This window comes from Klebsiella sp. 64 (assembly GCF_018223915.1).
Lineage (GTDB): Bacteria > Pseudomonadota > Gammaproteobacteria > Enterobacterales > Enterobacteriaceae > Klebsiella > Klebsiella pneumoniae.
This window is the reverse complement of record NZ_JAGRQZ010000013.1, coordinates 100,672-114,974: the sequence shown is the minus strand read 5'-3', so window position 1 is coordinate 114,974 and position 14,303 is coordinate 100,672. Positions and strand designations below refer to the sequence as shown.

Annotated in this window: 16 protein-coding genes, 1 tRNA gene and 1 pseudogene; 10 read left to right on the top strand and 8 right to left on the bottom strand. The window is 57.9% G+C overall.

Going from position 1 to position 14,303, the window contains the following annotated elements; translation table 11 throughout:
• Window positions 1-4: 4 nt before the first annotated feature.
• Window positions 5-1,453, top strand: a pseudogene (locus KHQ23_RS10580) (NAD-dependent succinate-semialdehyde dehydrogenase).
• A gap of 57 nt (window positions 1,454-1,510) precedes the next feature.
• Window positions 1,511-2,476: a PDR/VanB family oxidoreductase gene (locus KHQ23_RS10575; protein WP_004224047.1), complete on the top strand. Its 966-nt coding sequence runs from the start codon at window positions 1,511-1,513 to the stop codon at window positions 2,474-2,476.
• Between the two features lie 169 nt (window positions 2,477-2,645).
• Here KHQ23_RS10575 and KHQ23_RS10570 read toward each other — a convergent pair whose 3' ends face one another.
• Window positions 2,646-2,834 (bottom strand): hypothetical protein, encoded by a 189-nt coding sequence (locus KHQ23_RS10570; protein WP_020804576.1) that lies wholly within the window; start codon window positions 2,832-2,834, stop codon window positions 2,646-2,648.
• A gap of 64 nt (window positions 2,835-2,898) precedes the next feature.
• On the opposite strand from KHQ23_RS10570, the gene KHQ23_RS26305 reads away from it, so the two are divergent.
• The gene (locus KHQ23_RS26305; protein WP_004176625.1) at window positions 2,899-3,186 is read left to right on the top strand and encodes a hypothetical protein; all 288 of its coding nucleotides are present in this window, start codon (window positions 2,899-2,901) and stop codon (window positions 3,184-3,186) included.
• Complete coding sequence (locus KHQ23_RS26300; protein WP_064141509.1) at window positions 3,165-3,785, top strand: cyclic diguanylate phosphodiesterase; 621 nt, start codon at window positions 3,165-3,167, stop codon at window positions 3,783-3,785. Before KHQ23_RS26305 ends, KHQ23_RS26300 begins: the two co-directional genes overlap by 22 nt.
• Before the next feature lie 149 nt (window positions 3,786-3,934).
• Here the strand turns inward: KHQ23_RS26300 and KHQ23_RS10560 are convergent.
• A tRNA-Ser gene (locus KHQ23_RS10560) sits at window positions 3,935-4,022 on the bottom strand.
• A gap of 119 nt (window positions 4,023-4,141) precedes the next feature.
• Complete coding sequence (locus KHQ23_RS10555; protein WP_004210999.1) at window positions 4,142-5,794, bottom strand: ABC transporter substrate-binding protein; 1,653 nt, start codon at window positions 5,792-5,794, stop codon at window positions 4,142-4,144.
• 269 nt (window positions 5,795-6,063) lie between these two features.
• On the opposite strand from KHQ23_RS10555, the gene yccA reads away from it, so the two are divergent.
• The gene (gene yccA / locus KHQ23_RS10550) at window positions 6,064-6,723 is read left to right on the top strand and encodes an FtsH protease modulator YccA (RefSeq protein ID WP_032434248.1); all 660 of its coding nucleotides are present in this window, start codon (window positions 6,064-6,066) and stop codon (window positions 6,721-6,723) included.
• Window positions 6,724-6,811: 88 nt separating this feature from the next.
• Window positions 6,812-7,141, top strand: a complete 330-nt coding sequence (tusE, locus tag KHQ23_RS10545) for a sulfurtransferase TusE (protein ID WP_002898457.1) — start codon at window positions 6,812-6,814, stop codon at window positions 7,139-7,141.
• Here tusE and yccX read toward each other — a convergent pair.
• From yccX to KHQ23_RS10530, 3 genes are read right to left on the bottom strand one after another with little or no spacing between them, the layout of a single operon-like run.
• The gene (gene yccX, locus KHQ23_RS10540) at window positions 7,138-7,419 is read right to left on the bottom strand and encodes an acylphosphatase (protein WP_004150835.1); all 282 of its coding nucleotides are present in this window, start codon (window positions 7,417-7,419) and stop codon (window positions 7,138-7,140) included. The two genes, tusE and yccX, sit on opposite strands and share 4 nt — an antisense overlap.
• Before the next feature lie 48 nt (window positions 7,420-7,467).
• Window positions 7,468-8,256, bottom strand: coding sequence for an AraC family transcriptional regulator (locus KHQ23_RS10535; protein WP_004183586.1), 789 nt, complete (start codon window positions 8,254-8,256; stop codon window positions 7,468-7,470).
• Between the two features lie 17 nt (window positions 8,257-8,273).
• Window positions 8,274-8,828: a YbhB/YbcL family Raf kinase inhibitor-like protein gene (locus KHQ23_RS10530; RefSeq protein ID WP_032434247.1), complete on the bottom strand. Its 555-nt coding sequence runs from the start codon at window positions 8,826-8,828 to the stop codon at window positions 8,274-8,276.
• Between the two features lie 190 nt (window positions 8,829-9,018).
• Here KHQ23_RS10530 and rlmI point away from each other — a divergent pair, with 190 nt between their 5' ends.
• A complete protein-coding gene (gene rlmI, locus KHQ23_RS10525; protein WP_004141630.1) occupies window positions 9,019-10,221 on the top strand; it encodes a 23S rRNA (cytosine(1962)-C(5))-methyltransferase RlmI in 1,203 nt (400 codons plus the stop codon).
• 59 nt (window positions 10,222-10,280) lie between these two features.
• Window positions 10,281-10,598 (top strand): heat shock protein HspQ, encoded by a 318-nt coding sequence (gene hspQ, locus KHQ23_RS10520; protein WP_002898441.1) that lies wholly within the window; start codon window positions 10,281-10,283, stop codon window positions 10,596-10,598.
• A 30-nt stretch (window positions 10,599-10,628) separates the two neighbouring features.
• Here the strand turns inward: hspQ and KHQ23_RS10515 are convergent, their stop codons facing one another.
• Window positions 10,629-11,042 carry a CoA-binding protein gene (locus tag KHQ23_RS10515; protein ID WP_004144085.1) on the bottom strand — a complete coding sequence of 138 codons (414 nt, stop codon included), beginning with the start codon at window positions 11,040-11,042 and terminating at the stop codon, window positions 10,629-10,631.
• A gap of 154 nt (window positions 11,043-11,196) precedes the next feature.
• Between KHQ23_RS10515 and mgsA the strand changes: the two genes are divergently transcribed.
• Window positions 11,197-11,655: a methylglyoxal synthase gene (gene mgsA / locus KHQ23_RS10510; RefSeq protein WP_002898432.1), complete on the top strand. Its 459-nt coding sequence runs from the start codon at window positions 11,197-11,199 to the stop codon at window positions 11,653-11,655.
• Between the two features lie 11 nt (window positions 11,656-11,666).
• On the opposite strand, the gene helD is transcribed toward mgsA, so the two are convergent.
• Window positions 11,667-13,721, bottom strand: a complete 2,055-nt coding sequence (gene helD / locus KHQ23_RS10505) for a DNA helicase IV (RefSeq protein WP_004179218.1) — start codon at window positions 13,719-13,721, stop codon at window positions 11,667-11,669.
• A gap of 124 nt (window positions 13,722-13,845) precedes the next feature.
• Here helD and KHQ23_RS10500 point away from each other — a divergent pair, with 124 nt between their 5' ends.
• The gene (locus tag KHQ23_RS10500; RefSeq protein ID WP_002898425.1) at window positions 13,846-14,292 is read left to right on the top strand and encodes a YccF domain-containing protein; all 447 of its coding nucleotides are present in this window, start codon (window positions 13,846-13,848) and stop codon (window positions 14,290-14,292) included.
• Window positions 14,293-14,303 lie beyond the last annotated feature (11 nt).

Sequence of the window (14,303 nt, the reverse complement as noted above, 5' to 3'; positions counted from 1 at the left end):
TGCTATGTCTGTGTTTCACTCAGATCTGTTTCGCCAGCAGGCGCTGATTGCCGGAAGCTGGCGCGACGCCGCCGACGGCACGACGCTTGCCGTCAGCAATCCTTCCACCGGCGCGACGCTCGGCCAGATCCCCAATATGGGGCGTGCGGAAGCGCAACAGGCAGTGGATGCCGCCGCGGCCGCGCTGCCGGGCTGGCGCGCGTTCACCGCCGCCCAGCGCGCCGCGCTATTGAAAAACTGGCACCGCCTGATCCTCGAAAACAAGACCGCGCTGGCGCAGATCATGACCGCCGAGCAGGGCAAGCCGCTGGCGGAAGCGGAAGGCGAAATCGCCTATGCCGCCTCGTTTATCGAGTAGTTTGCCGAACAAGGGAAACGCGCCAACGGCGAGATAATCCCCTCCCCCGGCGCCGATAAACGCCTGATGGTGATCCGCCAGGGGGTAGGCGTCTGCGCGGCGATCACCCCGTGGAACTTCCCGGCGGCGATGATCACCCGGAAGGCCGGCCCGGCGCTGGCCGCGGGTTGTACGATGGTGATTAAGCCGGCTAACGAAACGCCGTTTACCGCGCTGGCGATGGCGGAGCTGGCGAATCAGGCCGGGATCCCGCAGGGCGTCATTAACGTCGTTACCGGCCAGTCGCGAGAGATTGGCGCGGTGTTCACCGGCGATGAGCGGGTGCGTAAGCTCTCCTTTACCGGTTCGACCGAAGTTGGCCGCGTGCTGATGCGCCAGTGCGCGGAATCCATCAAAAAGCTCTCCTTAGAGCTCGGCGGTAACGCGCCGTTTATCGTCTTTGACGACGCCGATATCGATAAAGCGGTCGAGGGCGCGCTGATCGCCAAGTTCCGCAACGCCGGGCAAACCTGCGTCTGCGTCAACCGCTTCTATATTCATCGCGCCGTCTACGACCAATTCTGCGATAAGTTCGTCGCTCGCGTCGCCGCCCTGAAAGTGGGCGATGGCAGCGAGTCCGATGTACAGATTGGCCCGCTGATCAACGCCGACGCCGGGCGCAAAGTGCAGTCCCTGCTCGACGACGCCCTGAGCCGCGGCGCCACGCTGTTAACCGGCGGTAAAGCGCATCCGCTGGGCGGTAATTTCTTCACCCCTACGGTGATCGGCGACGTACAGCCGGGGTCACTGCTGCTGCAGGAAGAGATTTTCGGCCCGGTGGCGGCGCTGGTGAAATTTGACGATGAGCAGCAGGTCATCGAGCAGGCGAATAACACCATCTACGGCCTCGCCTCCTATTTTTACAGCAACGATGCCGCCCGTATCTGGCGCGTCTCCGAGCAGCTGGAATACGGCATGGTCGGCATCAATACCGGACTGATTTCCAACGAAGTCGCACCGTTTGGCGGGGTAAAGCAGTCCGGTCTTGGCCGCGAAGGGTCGGAACACGGAATCGAAGATTACCTGGAGATGAAGTATCTCTGCCAGGGGTTGTAAATGTGCTCTCCCGGCGATGGCGCTAGCCACGCCGGGATTTTTTGATGGAGTTCAGCGATGTCTGATTATCAAATGTTTGAGGCGGTCGTTCGCGATGTTGAACAGATCACCCCTCTTGTGAAGCGTTTTACGCTGGTGTCGCCGACCGGCGCCCCGCTGCCGGCATTCAGCGGCGGCAGCCATATTATCGTCCAGATGCAGGATGGCGAGCAGCGCTACAGTAACGCCTATTCGCTAATGAGCTCGCCGCTGGATACCACCAGCTGGCAGATTGCGGTGCGTCTTGAGTCGCCTTCCAAAGGCGGCTCGCGTTTTATGCACCAGCGGGTGCGCCCGGGCGATACCCTGACGGTGTCCACGCCCAACAATCTGTTCGCCATCGAACCACAGGCGCGAAAACATCTGCTGATCGCCGGCGGCATCGGCATTACGCCATTCTTATCGCATATTCCGGAACTGGAACAGCGGCAGGCCGACTGGCAGCTGCATTACTGTTTTCACGACGCCGACAGTAATGCTTTCGTCGATACGCTTCGCGCTGCGCCATGGCGCGATCGGGTCAATGTTCATGTATCAGCGCTCGGCAGCCGTCTCGACCTACCGCGCCTGTTCGCCGACCTCGAGCCAGGAACCCACGTGTATACCTGCGGCCCAGCGGCGCTTAACGAGGCGGTGAAAGCCGCCGCCGAACGCCATCAGGTGCCCGCCAGCCAGTTGCACTTTGAGCAGTTTATCCTTGAGGATAAAAGCGGAGAGGCATTTACCCTGGTGCTGGCGCGTTCCGGACGCGAATTTACCGTGCCGCAGGATATGACCATTTTGCAGGTGATCGAGAATAACAAAGCGGCAAAGGTCGAATGCCTGTGCCGAGAAGGGGTGTGCGGCACCTGCGAAACGATGATTCTGGAGGGGGAAGCCGACCACCGCGATCAGTATTACAGCGAGGAAGAGAAAGCCAGCCAGCAGAGTATGCTGATCTGCTGCTCACGCGCTAAAGGCGGCCGGTTAGTGCTGGATTTGTAAAGCGCACACCGGCAAAACGGCGGTGAGATGGACTGACCCCGCGGAATTGTTCCAACGTACTACCACTCCATGGCGACGAGGTCAGTGGCGCGGATACTATCGGCTTCATCCTCCGCCTGATTAGCTTTCTGTGCGGCACCGGCGATAGCCGGCGCCGCCTGCTCAGGGATTAGCCGCTAAATACCCGCGCCTTGCCGCTGACCGTCAGTCGCACCATCGCGCCGGGCTGCCACGCGGCCTGGCTGACGGTGCGATCGCCAAGAAACAACGCCGTCTCTTCATCCACCGGCTGCGAGTGATTGCCTTTTCCCTGGCGCTGATAGTATTTCTTGCTGGCGTGTTCGTCATTAACTGGCAACCGGGTCCTGACACTTAGCCCTGAGTCTTTGCCTGATGACCCTCTGTTACTGCTCCCGGCCAGAATGATGGTCAATAAGCGGCCGGTGCTGATCTATCAGACGCGCTTAGCGCCGATCAGGGTGATTGTCACGATCAGCGACATCCATCTGCGCGATGCGCTATATAGCGATACCGATGACAACGGGCTGGCACTCTGGGTGCAGAACCAAATGATTGCCAGATATGGCGATGTTAAGCCGCTGGCTGCGGACCCACACCAGGAGGTATTTACCTCGCCCGCTGGCAAAACAGCACGACGCCAGCGCGCTCGCCCGCGGAATTTATTCCGTTGGCCGAACGTACCGGCTTAATTATTCCCCTAACCCGCAGCCTGATGGCGCAGGTCAACGCGCAGATGAGACCACTCTTTAGTAAACTACCGGATGGGTTTCATATTGGCCTGAATATCAGCGTGTCACATATTAACGCGCCGACGTTTATCGATGACTGCCTGCACTATCAGCGCGGCTTTGAGGGTAAAGCGGTGAAGCTGATGCTGGAGATCACGGAGCAGGAGCCGCTGTTGCTCAACGGGGCGGTTGTGGACAAGCTCAATACGTTACACTCCCGCGGGTTTTCCATCGCGCTGGACAACTTTGGCACCGGCTATTCCGGGCTTTCCTGTCTCCACGAGCTGGTTTTCGACTATATCAAAATCGATCAGAGTTTTGTCGGCCGGGTAACCGGGGAGGCGCCGACAAGCAAGCTGCTGGACTGCGTGATAGAGATGGCGCGGACGCTGTCACTGCGCATCATTGCCGAGGGCGTCGAAACCGAGGCCCAACGGGATTATCTTAATCGCCAGAATATTCATCTGCTGCAGGGCTACTATTTCTGGAAGCCGATGCCCTACGTCGCGCTGGTCATGCTCCTGCTGAGCAAACCGAAGGCGCGGATTGTCGAAGAATAAGCGGGCGTTGTGAAAAGTCCTGCCATGCGACGGGCTATGTATCCGTCAGCGCTGTGGGAATGAAAACGTCGTCGGTCGCTGTCCGGGTCATGCACGACCGACCGGACAAAGCAAGAAGGGGTTACCTTTCGGTAACCCCTTCTTTTATATGGCGGAAGCGCAGAGATTCGAACTCTGGAACCCTTTCGGGTCGCCGGTTTTCAAGACCGGTGCCTTCAACCGCTCGGCCACACTTCCGGTGTGAGGCGCACTATAAACACCTCGACGGATGCTGTAAAGCATCATTTTGATCAACTGCCTTAAAAACAAACAATTTTGTGTTATTCGTCTGAATTTCAGGCAGTTTGCACAGAAAATCAACGCCCATCGCCGCTGGCGGATGGGTGTTTTTTAATGTACATGTCTTTGGTGTAGTAATACCCCAGCTTATCCGGCGTGAAGCCCCCTACCCAAGGTTTCACCAGATGGGTACGTACATAGTGATAGACCGGAATGGCGGGAACATCCTGCGCCAGCAGATCTTCCGCCTGCTGATAGTATTTGCCCCGGGTCGCCACGTCGGAGGCTTTCGCCGCGTTGCGCAGCGCCGCGTCGTAAGCCGGGTTGCTGTACTGACTGGTGTTCTCGCTATCCCCGGTACGGAAAGTATTGAGGAAGGTGGCGGCATCGTCGTAGTCGGCAATCCACGCGTAGCGGACGGCGTCGAAGTTATGCGTATGCATGGTATCCAGCATTGTCTTCCACTCCTGGTTCTGTAGCTTCGCCTCGACGCCGAGGTTTTTCTTCCACATAGAGCTGGCGGCAATGGCGATACGCTGGTGCGACTCAGAGGTGTTATAGAGCAGGGTAAAGACCAGCGGATGGCTTTCATCATACCCCGCCTGCGCCAGCAGTTTTTTCGCCTCGGCAATCCGTTTCTCACGCGGCCAGCTGGCGTAGTCCGGGTTATGCAGCGTCACGCCGCCGATATCCGGCTGACCGATCAGCCAGGCCGGGCGCTGGCCCTGGCCAAGCACTTTTCCGGCAATGATATCTTTATCAAGCGCCATATTCAGCGCGCGACGCACACGGGCGTCGTTAAACGGCGGCCGGGTAGTATTGAATTCGTAGTAATAGGTCGCCAGCTGCGGCGAAACGTCCAGCTGGTCGCCCATGGTTTTCTGCAACTGCGCAAACTGATTGATCGGCACCGTATAGACAATATCAATCTCCCCTGCTTTGTAGCGGTTGACATCAGCGGCCTCCGAAGAGATTGGCAGGTAAGTCACTTTATTAATAACGGTATGCGCATTATCCCAGTACTTTGCATTACGTTCAGCCACCAGCCGCTCATTCACCACCCATTGGGACAGCTTATACGGGCCGCTGGTGACGATATGCTCTGGTCGGGTCCATTTATCGGCATACCGCTCCACCAGCACTTTGTCGATCGGTACCAGCGAAGGGTGCGCCAGCATCGCCAGGAAGGCGGCATTCGGCTGGGTCAGAGTGACCTGCAGCGTGGTGTCGTTCAGCGCTTTCACCCCCAACGTCTCGGGTCCCTTTTGCCCGAGGGCAATCTCGCGGGCGTTGGCGATATGCATATTGCCAGGGTAGCTCGCGTAGGGGGAGGCTGTTGCCGGCGAGACCAGCCGTTGCCAGCTCCAGACGATATCCTGCGCTGTAATGGCCGTGCCGTCAGACCAGGTCAGACCGGGGCGTAAATGAAAGGTCCATAACAGGTTGTCTTTGTTTTCCCAGCGTTCCGCCAGTCGCGGCTGGATCGCCCCCGCTGGCGACACGTTAACCAGCCCTTCAAAGAGATCGCTAATGATATTGAATTCAACATCGCTCTCGACTTTATGCGGATCGAGTGACGCCGGTTCACTGCCGTTATTTCTGACCAGCTCCTGCTTTTCCGCCAGCTGGGTGCCCGGCGGCACCTGCGCCGCCAGCGCCCCGCCGCTCATAGCCAGCATACTGACAGCCAGGAGTGTTCGGGTGATGTGATTTTTTTTGTGTAATGTCATTTCCCTTTGCCTTTGACGTACGGGGTAATCCCCCTCTTCCACACTTAGTCGCAGAACCGCAATAAGGCAATATTTTTCAGTGACCTATAAGATTTCGATCGGCTCAGCGACGCGAAAAGCGAAAATATATCGCTTTTCCCTATCTATATAGAATTTTATGCCAGGCAAAAGCGGTAAAAACTAAGTAAAGATGGGTAAAAGCATTAGGGCTTCACGCTTGTTTTTCTTATTCTTTATCCCTAATTACATCTGTCATAAGAGAGTGACTCATGGATCGCATAATTACATCATCGCGTGACCGTTCCTCGCTGCTCAGCACGCACAAGGTTCTGCGTAACACCTACTTCCTGCTCAGCCTGACGCTGGCGTTTTCCACTATCACCGCCACCGCCAGCACAGTGCTGATGCTCCCTTCGCCGGGTCTCATTTTGACCCTCGTGGGGATGTACGGTCTGATGTTCCTGACCTACAAAACGGCGAATAAACCCACCGGGATTATTTCCGCCTTCGCCTTCACCGGGTTCCTCGGCTATATCCTTGGGCCGATGCTGAACGCGTATCTTTCTGCCGGCATGGGCGATTTAATCGGCCTGGCGCTGGGCGGCACGGCGCTGGTCTTCTTCTGCTGCTCGGCCTATGTGCTGACGACGCGTAAAGACATGTCATTCCTTGGCGGGATGCTGATGGCCGGCGTGGTGGTCGTCCTGATTGGTATGGTCGCTAACCTGTTCCTGCAGCTGCCGGCGCTGCACCTGGCGATTAGCGCGGTGTTCATCCTGATCTCTTCGGGTGCCATCCTGTTCGAGACCAGCAACATTATCCGCGGCGGTGAAACCAACTATATCCGCGCGACGGTCAGTCTGTATGTCTCGCTGTACAACATCTTTGTCAGCCTGCTGAGCATCCTGGGCTTCGCCAGCCGGGACTAACCGCTCCCCTGCTTAACAGAGGCCTCGCTTATGCGGGGCCTTTTTTTTTGCTACACTGCGGCCAGTTTCAGGCGGTATGTGAAAAATCATGTTTATTTTTGAAGGCAACGAAATTGAAACGGATAGCGAAGGCTATCTGAAAGATACCACCCAGTGGAGCGAGGCGATGGCGGAAGTCATTGCCGCGCAGGAGGGGATAACGCTCGCCGTTGAACACTGGGAAGTAGTGCGCTTTGTGCGCGAGTTTTACCTTGAATTTAACACCTCCCCGGCGATCCGTATGCTGGTCAAGGCGATGGCCAACAAGTTTGGCGAAGAGAAAGGCAACAGCCGCTATCTCTATCGCCTGTTTCCGAAAGGACCCGCCAAACAGGCGACTAAAATCGCCGGCTTGCCGAAGCCGGTGAAGTGCATCTAATAGAGGATCGCGAATTTGTCCCAGCTGCGGGTGGGTTGATGGGGCTCGGTTAACACTCGGTCAACCCGCGCGCTGCGCGGCCCCCCGGCTTTCAGCCAGGCGATGAGTTTTTCCACCTGCTCCGCCTCGCCGCAGGCAAGCACTTCCACCCCGCCGTCATCCAGATTACGGGCATAACCGGTCACCCCCAGCTGCAGCGCTTCCCGCTGCGTGGAATAGCGAAATCCCACGCCCTGAACCGAACCGTAAACCCATGCCATTGTGCAGATACTGGCCATAATCATCTCCTTTTCGCTCACGCTATACGCTGAGGATAGCAAATTCGCTCAGCGTACATGCTTCGGCAGTAAACCATAATGCTGACGGAAGCGCGCGGTAAAGCGCGATCCCGACTGATATCCGCTGTTCTGCGCAATTTCGCCTATTGGCCGCGAGGTGGTCTGCAGCTGCCCCAGGGCGTGGGCCATCCGCACCTCCTCGACGATCTGGCGAAAACTCTGCGATTCCTGCTGCAGCCGACGGCGCAGCGTGGACTCGCCGAGAAAGAGCATTTTCGCCACCCGCGACACGCTCCATGCCTGCGCCGGCGACAGCATAATCAGCTGCCGCACCTGCGCCGACAGATCCTGCTGCCGCTCGACGAGCAGCGGGCCCGCATAGCCAGCCTCATGCAGGGCCAGCAGCAGCCCCATGGTCTGGTGCTGCTGCAGCGCGACGGACAATCCCTCCCGCACCGCCTGCAGAACGCTTTGCCACATAAACGCCAGCTCTGTCGTCACCGGTGCGCAGAGCGAGGTCAGGCGCCCTGGCGGTGGTTCGCTGAGATAACGAGTCTTAAACCTCGTCAGCAGCTCGGGCGTCAGCGATAGCAGATCGGAGCAAAATAGGCCATTCTCCGGCTGGTTAATCACCTCCAGTTCCACGTCAGCTGGCAAAACAATCAGCTGTTGCGGAGTCGCCAGCACCCGGCTCTCCCCTTGCACAATCACTTTGCTGCCGCGTTTCACCCGACAGAGCGCCGGGGAGAACAGCCGCACGCGATGCAGTCTGCATAGCCGTCGGGTGGTGATCTCCGCCGCGGTTAAGGCGTTATGCTGAAAGTGGATACTCTCCATCAGACCGACCTTTTATTTTAACGCCCGGCCATCGCCGTCAACTGTGCGCTGGCGAGAGCATGGCTGTGTAACAGATAGCCGACCAGCGCCCCGCTGGCCCCGGCATCCACCGGCAGCGTGGGGACATCCAGCGCCCATACCGTAAAGCGATAGCGGTGCGGTTTATCTCCCGCCGGCGGACAGGCGCCGCCGAAGCCGGCATAGCCAAAATCGTTGCGGCCCTGGACCGCTCCGCCCGGCAGTGTAGCGCTGTTTTTATCTCCCGCGCCAGCGGGCAGCGAAAAGACGCTGCTGGCGATATTGACCACCGTCCAGTGCCACCAGCCGCTGCCGGTAGGCGCATCGGGATCCCGGACGGTGACCGCGAAGCTGCGCGTGCCCGCCGGGGCGTTTTTCCATGTCAGCTGCGGAGAGACATTGCCTCCGGTACAGCCGAAACCGGCAAACCAGTGCTGCTGGGCCAGCGGCTGCCCGTCACGCATATCATTGCTGCTTACGCTAAACGGCGCGGCCATCGCGCCGCTGCTCACAGCCGCTAACATCGCCACAGCCATGCGGATACCTGTTTTCATCGTCTGCTCCTCGTTGGGGTGAGAAAACAGGGTATGAGAGTCCGCACCAGTTGAATGTGCCGAAGCGCCTGCATTTTGTGCCGAAACGCTCACCTGTGCCTGCCGGGCGAAAGATGCTTGCGTGCGCCAGGTGTGCTAATCTACGCGCCATTTTTCGGTGCCGACATTCCCGTTGCTTAAAGGTAGCCCCATGACAGATTCCCTATTCCCCCGCTTAGTGTTAGCCAAAGGACGCGAGAAATCCCTGCTGCGTCGCCATCCGTGGATATTCTCCGGCGGCGTCGCCCGCATGGAAGGTAAAGCCCGCAGCGGTGAAACCATCGATATCGTTGACCATCAGGGAAAATGGCTGGCCCGCGGCGCTTACTCGCCGTCGTCGCAGATCCGCGCCCGCGTGTGGACCTTCGACCGCAATGAAGCCATCGATAGCGCCTTCTTTGAACGCCGTCTGCAGCAGGCGCAAACCTGGCGTGCCTGGCTGGCCGAGCGCGATGGCCTCGACAGCTACCGCCTGATCGCCGGCGAGTCCGATGGCCTGCCGGGCGTCACTATCGACCGCTTTGGCAACTTTTTCGTGCTGCAGCTGCTCAGCGCAGGCGCCGAATACCAGCGCGCCGCCATCATCAGCGCCCTGCAGAACCTGTTCCCGGACTGCGCCATTTACGATCGCAGCGATGTCGCCGTGCGTAAAAAAGAGGGACTGGAGCTGGCCCAGGGGCCGGTGGTGGGCGAACTGCCCCCGGCGCTGCTGCCGATCACCGAGCACGGCATGAAGCTGTTGGTCGATATCCAGGGCGGGCACAAGACCGGCTACTACCTCGACCAGCGCGACAGCCGCCTGGCCACCCGCCGCTATGTCGCGGATAAACGGGTGCTGAACTGCTTCTCCTACACCGGCGGCTTTGCGGTGTCGGCGCTGATGGGCGGCTGCCGCCAGGTCACCAGCGTGGATACCTCGCAGGAGGCGCTCGACGTTGCCCGCCAGAACGTGGAGATCAACGGACTGGATCTGTCCAAAGCGGAGTTTGTGCGCGACGACGTGTTCAAACTGCTGCGTAAATACCGCGATCAGGGAGAGAAATTCGACGTGATCGTGATGGATCCGCCGAAGTTCGTGGAAAATAAAAGCCAGCTGATGGGCGCCTGCCGCGGCTATAAAGATATCAATATGCTGGCGATCCAGTTGCTGAACCCCGGCGGCGTGCTGCTGACATTCTCCTGCTCCGGGCTGATGACCACCGATTTATTTCAGAAAATCATCGCCGATGCCGCAATTGATGCCGGGCGTGATGTACAATTTATAGAACAGTTCCGTCAGGCTGCCGACCACCCGGTGATCGCAACCTACCCGGAAGGGCTGTATCTGAAGGGGTTTGCCTGTCGCGTCATGTAACTTGAAAAACGAAACATGAGCCTCATATAGGGAGTATTCATGTTTCCCAGGAGGTGCCTATGATAGCCAGCAAATTCGGTATCGGCCAACAGGTCCGCCATACGCTCTTGGGCTACCTGGGCGTCATCGTCGATGTCGATCCCGAGTATTCGCTCGCGGAGCCGGAAGAGGATGAAATTGCCGCCAATGACGAATTGCGCGCGGCGCCCTGGTACCATGTGGTGATGGAAGATGATGATGGCCAGCCGATCCACACCTATCTGGCAGAAGCGCAGCTGAGCAGCGAAACCCGCGACGAACACCCGGAACAGCCGTCCCTTGACGAACTGGCCAAAACGATTCGTCAGCAGCTGCAGGCTCCGCGCCTTCGCAACTAAAATAAAACCCCGCTAACGCGGGGTTTTATTTTATTTCGCCAACCCTAGTCGCGGTAGTTCAATGGCCGGGCAGCGATCCATCACTACGCTCAATCCGGCTTCCCTGGCCAGCACCGCAGCCTGCTCATTGATCACCCCCAGCTGCAGCCATAGCGTTTTCGCGCCGATGGCTATCGCTTCCTGCGCTACGCCCCACGCCGCTTCTGAATTACGGAAGACATCAACCATGTCGACCTTTTCCGGAACGTCGGCGAGCGTCGCATACCCCTGTTGTCCCAGCAGCGTCTTGCCCGCCACCTTCGGCGAAACCGGGATAACGTGATACCCCTGATCCAGCAGATACTTCATGACCCGGTAGCTCGGACGGTCAGGCTTGTCGCTGGCTCCGACCAGCGCAATCGTCCGTGTCGAGGTCAGGATGCCAGCAATATCATTCTCTTTCATGGTTTCCTCCTGCTATTTCACTTAAGTGTATGCTAATCCGCAGCAGGGGGCCATCCAGCCTAACCCACAGATTCAGCAAAATTTTCATCCCCGATGCTTGCAGCGACAGCCACATTCAGTAATCTGTTTGCAGGTCAAAATGTGGAATGAAAATATGGAACTGACAACACGTACCCTGCCTGCGCAAAAACATATCGCGCTGGTGGCTCACGATCACTGCAAAGATATGCTGATGAAATGGGTTGCTCGCCATCAGGCGCTGCTGGCGCAACATATTTTGTATGCTACCGGCACTACCGGTAATCTCGTCTCCCGGGCTACCGGCCTGGAGGTTAATGCCATGCTGAGCGGTCCGATGGGCGGCGACCAGCAGGTGGGTGCCCTCATTTCAGAAGGCAAAATCGACGTGCTGATCTTCTTCTGGGATCCGCTGAACGCCGTTCCCCACGACCCGGATGTCAAAGCGTTGCTGCGCCTGGCCACCGTCTGGAACATACCGGTCGCCACTAACGTCTCCACCGCTGACTTTATTATCCAGTCGCCGCACTTCGGTCAACCGCTCGATATTCTGATCCCGGATTATCCACGCTATCTTGCCGAGCGCCTGAAATAATCGAGCCGCGATTACGGCTTCCTGGCCACGGGCACATCCAGCGCCTGCAGGATCTCGACAAACGGCGAAGGTTGCGCCTTGTTAAATAACAGCCATACCCGGTGACGAGCGCGGGTGAGCGCCACGTACAACAGTCTACGCTCCTCCGCATCCGGAAAATCTTCCGGCTGTGGCAGGAGCGCCTGCTCCATAATCGACTCGCGCGCCGGGGCCGGAAACGCATCCTCCCCATCCTGTAGTCCCAACACAATGACAAAGTCAGCCTGCTGACCTTTGCTGGCATGAATCGTCATAAAATCAAGCTGCAGGTGCGGCCAGCGCGTCGCCGCTTTGTTGAGCGCCTCAGGCTTCAGATGGTGATAACGGGCAAGCAGCAGGATGCGCTGCTCGGGCTTAACGTAACCGCTCAGCTTATCCAGAAGATCGTCCAGCTTGTCGTCGGCTAACAGCGTGACGGCCTTTTTATCACCTGCCATAAGGCTGTTCAGCGGTTTGCTTAACTGATGCGGATTTTGCTGGATAAAGCCATTGGCTATTTCGCCGATACGCCCGTTAAAGCGATAGGTGGTATCCAGCGCACAGCAATCCCCTTCGCCAAAGTAGTGGTTGAATGCGGTGGTCAGAGAAAGCTGCGCCCCGCTGAACCGGTAGATCGCCTGCCAGTCATCCCCGACGGCAAAGAGCGTGGTTTGGCTATTCTGCCGGCGTAACGCGGCCAACAGCGAGGCTCGCTGCGGCGAAATATCTTGAAATTCATCCACCAGAATGTGTTTCCATGGGCTGACGAAGCGGCCTTTATCGAGAATATTGACCGCCTGATGGATCAGGCCGGAAAAATCGACCGCATTCTCGGCCTTGAGCGCCGCCTTCCAGTCTTTCATCAGAGGCGACATCAGCTTCACCCGTTTACTGAACAGGTCGCGTACCGCTTCCGGCGCCCCGGCAATCATCTCCGCCTGGGAGCCGCCGTGCATGCGCATCAGGCTCACCCAGCGGTCAAGCCGGCTGGCCATCCGCCGCTGCACCTTTTTGTCCTGCCAGAAGTCCCCCTCCGGCAGTTGCCAGCCCATCTCTTCTTCCAGCCACAGGCGCCAACCTTTCGCCTGCGCTTTTTTCTCCTGGCACTGCTTTTGCCAGCTTTTCAGCAGCAATGCGTGGCGGGCCGCAGTATCGCTTTCCAGCTTACTGATAGTGGGCACTTTTTTGCTGCCCTGCTGAATAATATGCAACGCCAGCGAATGGAAAGTACGCGCGGTAATATCATCTGATGCCAGACGCTCGCGGATCCGCTCATCCATTTCCTGCGCCGCCTGGCGGCCGAATGCCAGCAGCAAAATTTGATCTGCCGCGGCTTCTCCCCGCGCCAGCAGCCAGCCCGCTCGCGCCACCAGCACCGAGGTTTTACCGCTGCCCGCTCCCGCCAGCACCAGCAGGGAGCGCTCGCCGTTCACTACCGCACGCGCTTGTGACGCATTGAGCGGGGACGACTCAACGCTATCAAAAAATTCGCGATATTGCTCCAGCATCGCCTCGGTAAAGGCCTGGTTATGGGCCAGACGCGTCGCTTCAATATCGCCTAACCAGCGCTGACACTCCCGCCACAGCTCCCGGCAGTTATCAAAGGCATCAAGCCGACTGGTGGGCATCGGCAAACCAGTCAACGCATGGCGTATATTATCCTGAACATCTGCCACCTGCTGACGGGTTAGCCACTTGCCTTCTGCGCGAGTGTGCTCGATCGTCGCCAGCTGCTGCTTCAGCACGCCGGCGGCGATATCGCTCATCTCCGTGCTCCACTGCTGCCAGAGCGTATGTAAATGATGATAAAAGCGCTGCGTTTCGCTCCACTCGGTACCGTGCAAACGCACGACTTTCCCGTCCGGTAGCACAAACTCCAGTTCGCCCCAGACCAGACCGCGCTTACAATGCACTGACAATAACTGATTGAAAGGGATAAGATACTCATGACGATCGCCGGAAACTTTTACCCCGGCGTTCAGTAGCTGCACCCGATCATAAGGGTGCTGAGCCATGCGTTTGCCCAATGTTGTCGCTTTAAGTTCCATATAATGTCGATTTTCAATCAGGGTGGATTGTTTTTCAGTTTAACCGCCCCGGACCAGGTGCTCCAGCGCAAAAAAACGTTACAATCATCAGGTCTTATTATCCACCGGGCAAAACCGAGGCTTTATGCGTACCATTCTGAATATTTTGAACTTTATCCTTGGCGGTTTCGCCACCACTCTAGGCTGGCTACTCGCCACCCTGGTCAGCATCATTCTGATTGTCACGCTGCCGCTGACTCGTTCCTGCTGGGAAATCACTCGCCTTTCGTTATTTCCCTACGGTAACGAGGCGATTCATGTTGACGAGCTCGAGCCGGGGCGCAAAAACGGTCTACTGAACGCCGGCGGTACCGTTCTGAACATTCTGTGGTTCATTTTTTTCGGCTGGTGGCTCTGCCTGATGCACATTTTCAGCGGTATAGCTCAGTGCCTGACTATCATAGGCATCCCGGTGGGGATCGCGAATTTCAAAATCGCCGCCATCGCCCTCTGGCCGGTGGGTCGCCGGGTCGTTTCTGTGGAAACCGCGCGTGCTGCGCGTGAAGCCAATGCGCGTCGTCGCTTTCAGTAACCGAACGGAAC

What these genes read in the sequence shown, in the direction of transcription:
- KHQ23_RS10555 (WP_004210999.1), bottom strand. Translation starts at nt 5,794, where the DNA reads ATGACATTACACAAAAAAAATCACATCACCCGAACACTCCTGGCTGTC.
- hspQ (WP_002898441.1), top strand. Translation starts at nt 10,281, where the DNA reads ATGATAGCCAGCAAATTCGGTATCGGCCAACAGGTCCGCCATACGCTC.
- tusE (WP_002898457.1), top strand. Translation starts at nt 6,812, where the DNA reads ATGTTTATTTTTGAAGGCAACGAAATTGAAACGGATAGCGAAGGCTAT.
- helD (WP_004179218.1), bottom strand. Translation starts at nt 13,721, where the DNA reads ATGGAACTTAAAGCGACAACATTGGGCAAACGCATGGCTCAGCACCCT.
- yccA (WP_032434248.1), top strand. Translation starts at nt 6,064, where the DNA reads ATGGATCGCATAATTACATCATCGCGTGACCGTTCCTCGCTGCTCAGC.
- rlmI (WP_004141630.1), top strand. Translation starts at nt 9,019, where the DNA reads ATGACAGATTCCCTATTCCCCCGCTTAGTGTTAGCCAAAGGACGCGAG.
- KHQ23_RS10500 (WP_002898425.1), top strand. Translation starts at nt 13,846, where the DNA reads ATGCGTACCATTCTGAATATTTTGAACTTTATCCTTGGCGGTTTCGCC.
- mgsA (WP_002898432.1), top strand. Translation starts at nt 11,197, where the DNA reads ATGGAACTGACAACACGTACCCTGCCTGCGCAAAAACATATCGCGCTG.
- KHQ23_RS26305 (WP_004176625.1), top strand. Translation starts at nt 2,899, where the DNA reads ATGATGGTCAATAAGCGGCCGGTGCTGATCTATCAGACGCGCTTAGCG.
- KHQ23_RS10515 (WP_004144085.1), bottom strand. Translation starts at nt 11,042, where the DNA reads ATGAAAGAGAATGATATTGCTGGCATCCTGACCTCGACACGGACGATT.
- KHQ23_RS10530 (WP_032434247.1), bottom strand. Translation starts at nt 8,828, where the DNA reads ATGAAAACAGGTATCCGCATGGCTGTGGCGATGTTAGCGGCTGTGAGC.
- KHQ23_RS10535 (WP_004183586.1), bottom strand. Translation starts at nt 8,256, where the DNA reads ATGGAGAGTATCCACTTTCAGCATAACGCCTTAACCGCGGCGGAGATC.
- KHQ23_RS10575 (WP_004224047.1), top strand. Translation starts at nt 1,511, where the DNA reads ATGTCTGATTATCAAATGTTTGAGGCGGTCGTTCGCGATGTTGAACAG.
- yccX (WP_004150835.1), bottom strand. Translation starts at nt 7,419, where the DNA reads ATGGCCAGTATCTGCACAATGGCATGGGTTTACGGTTCGGTTCAGGGC.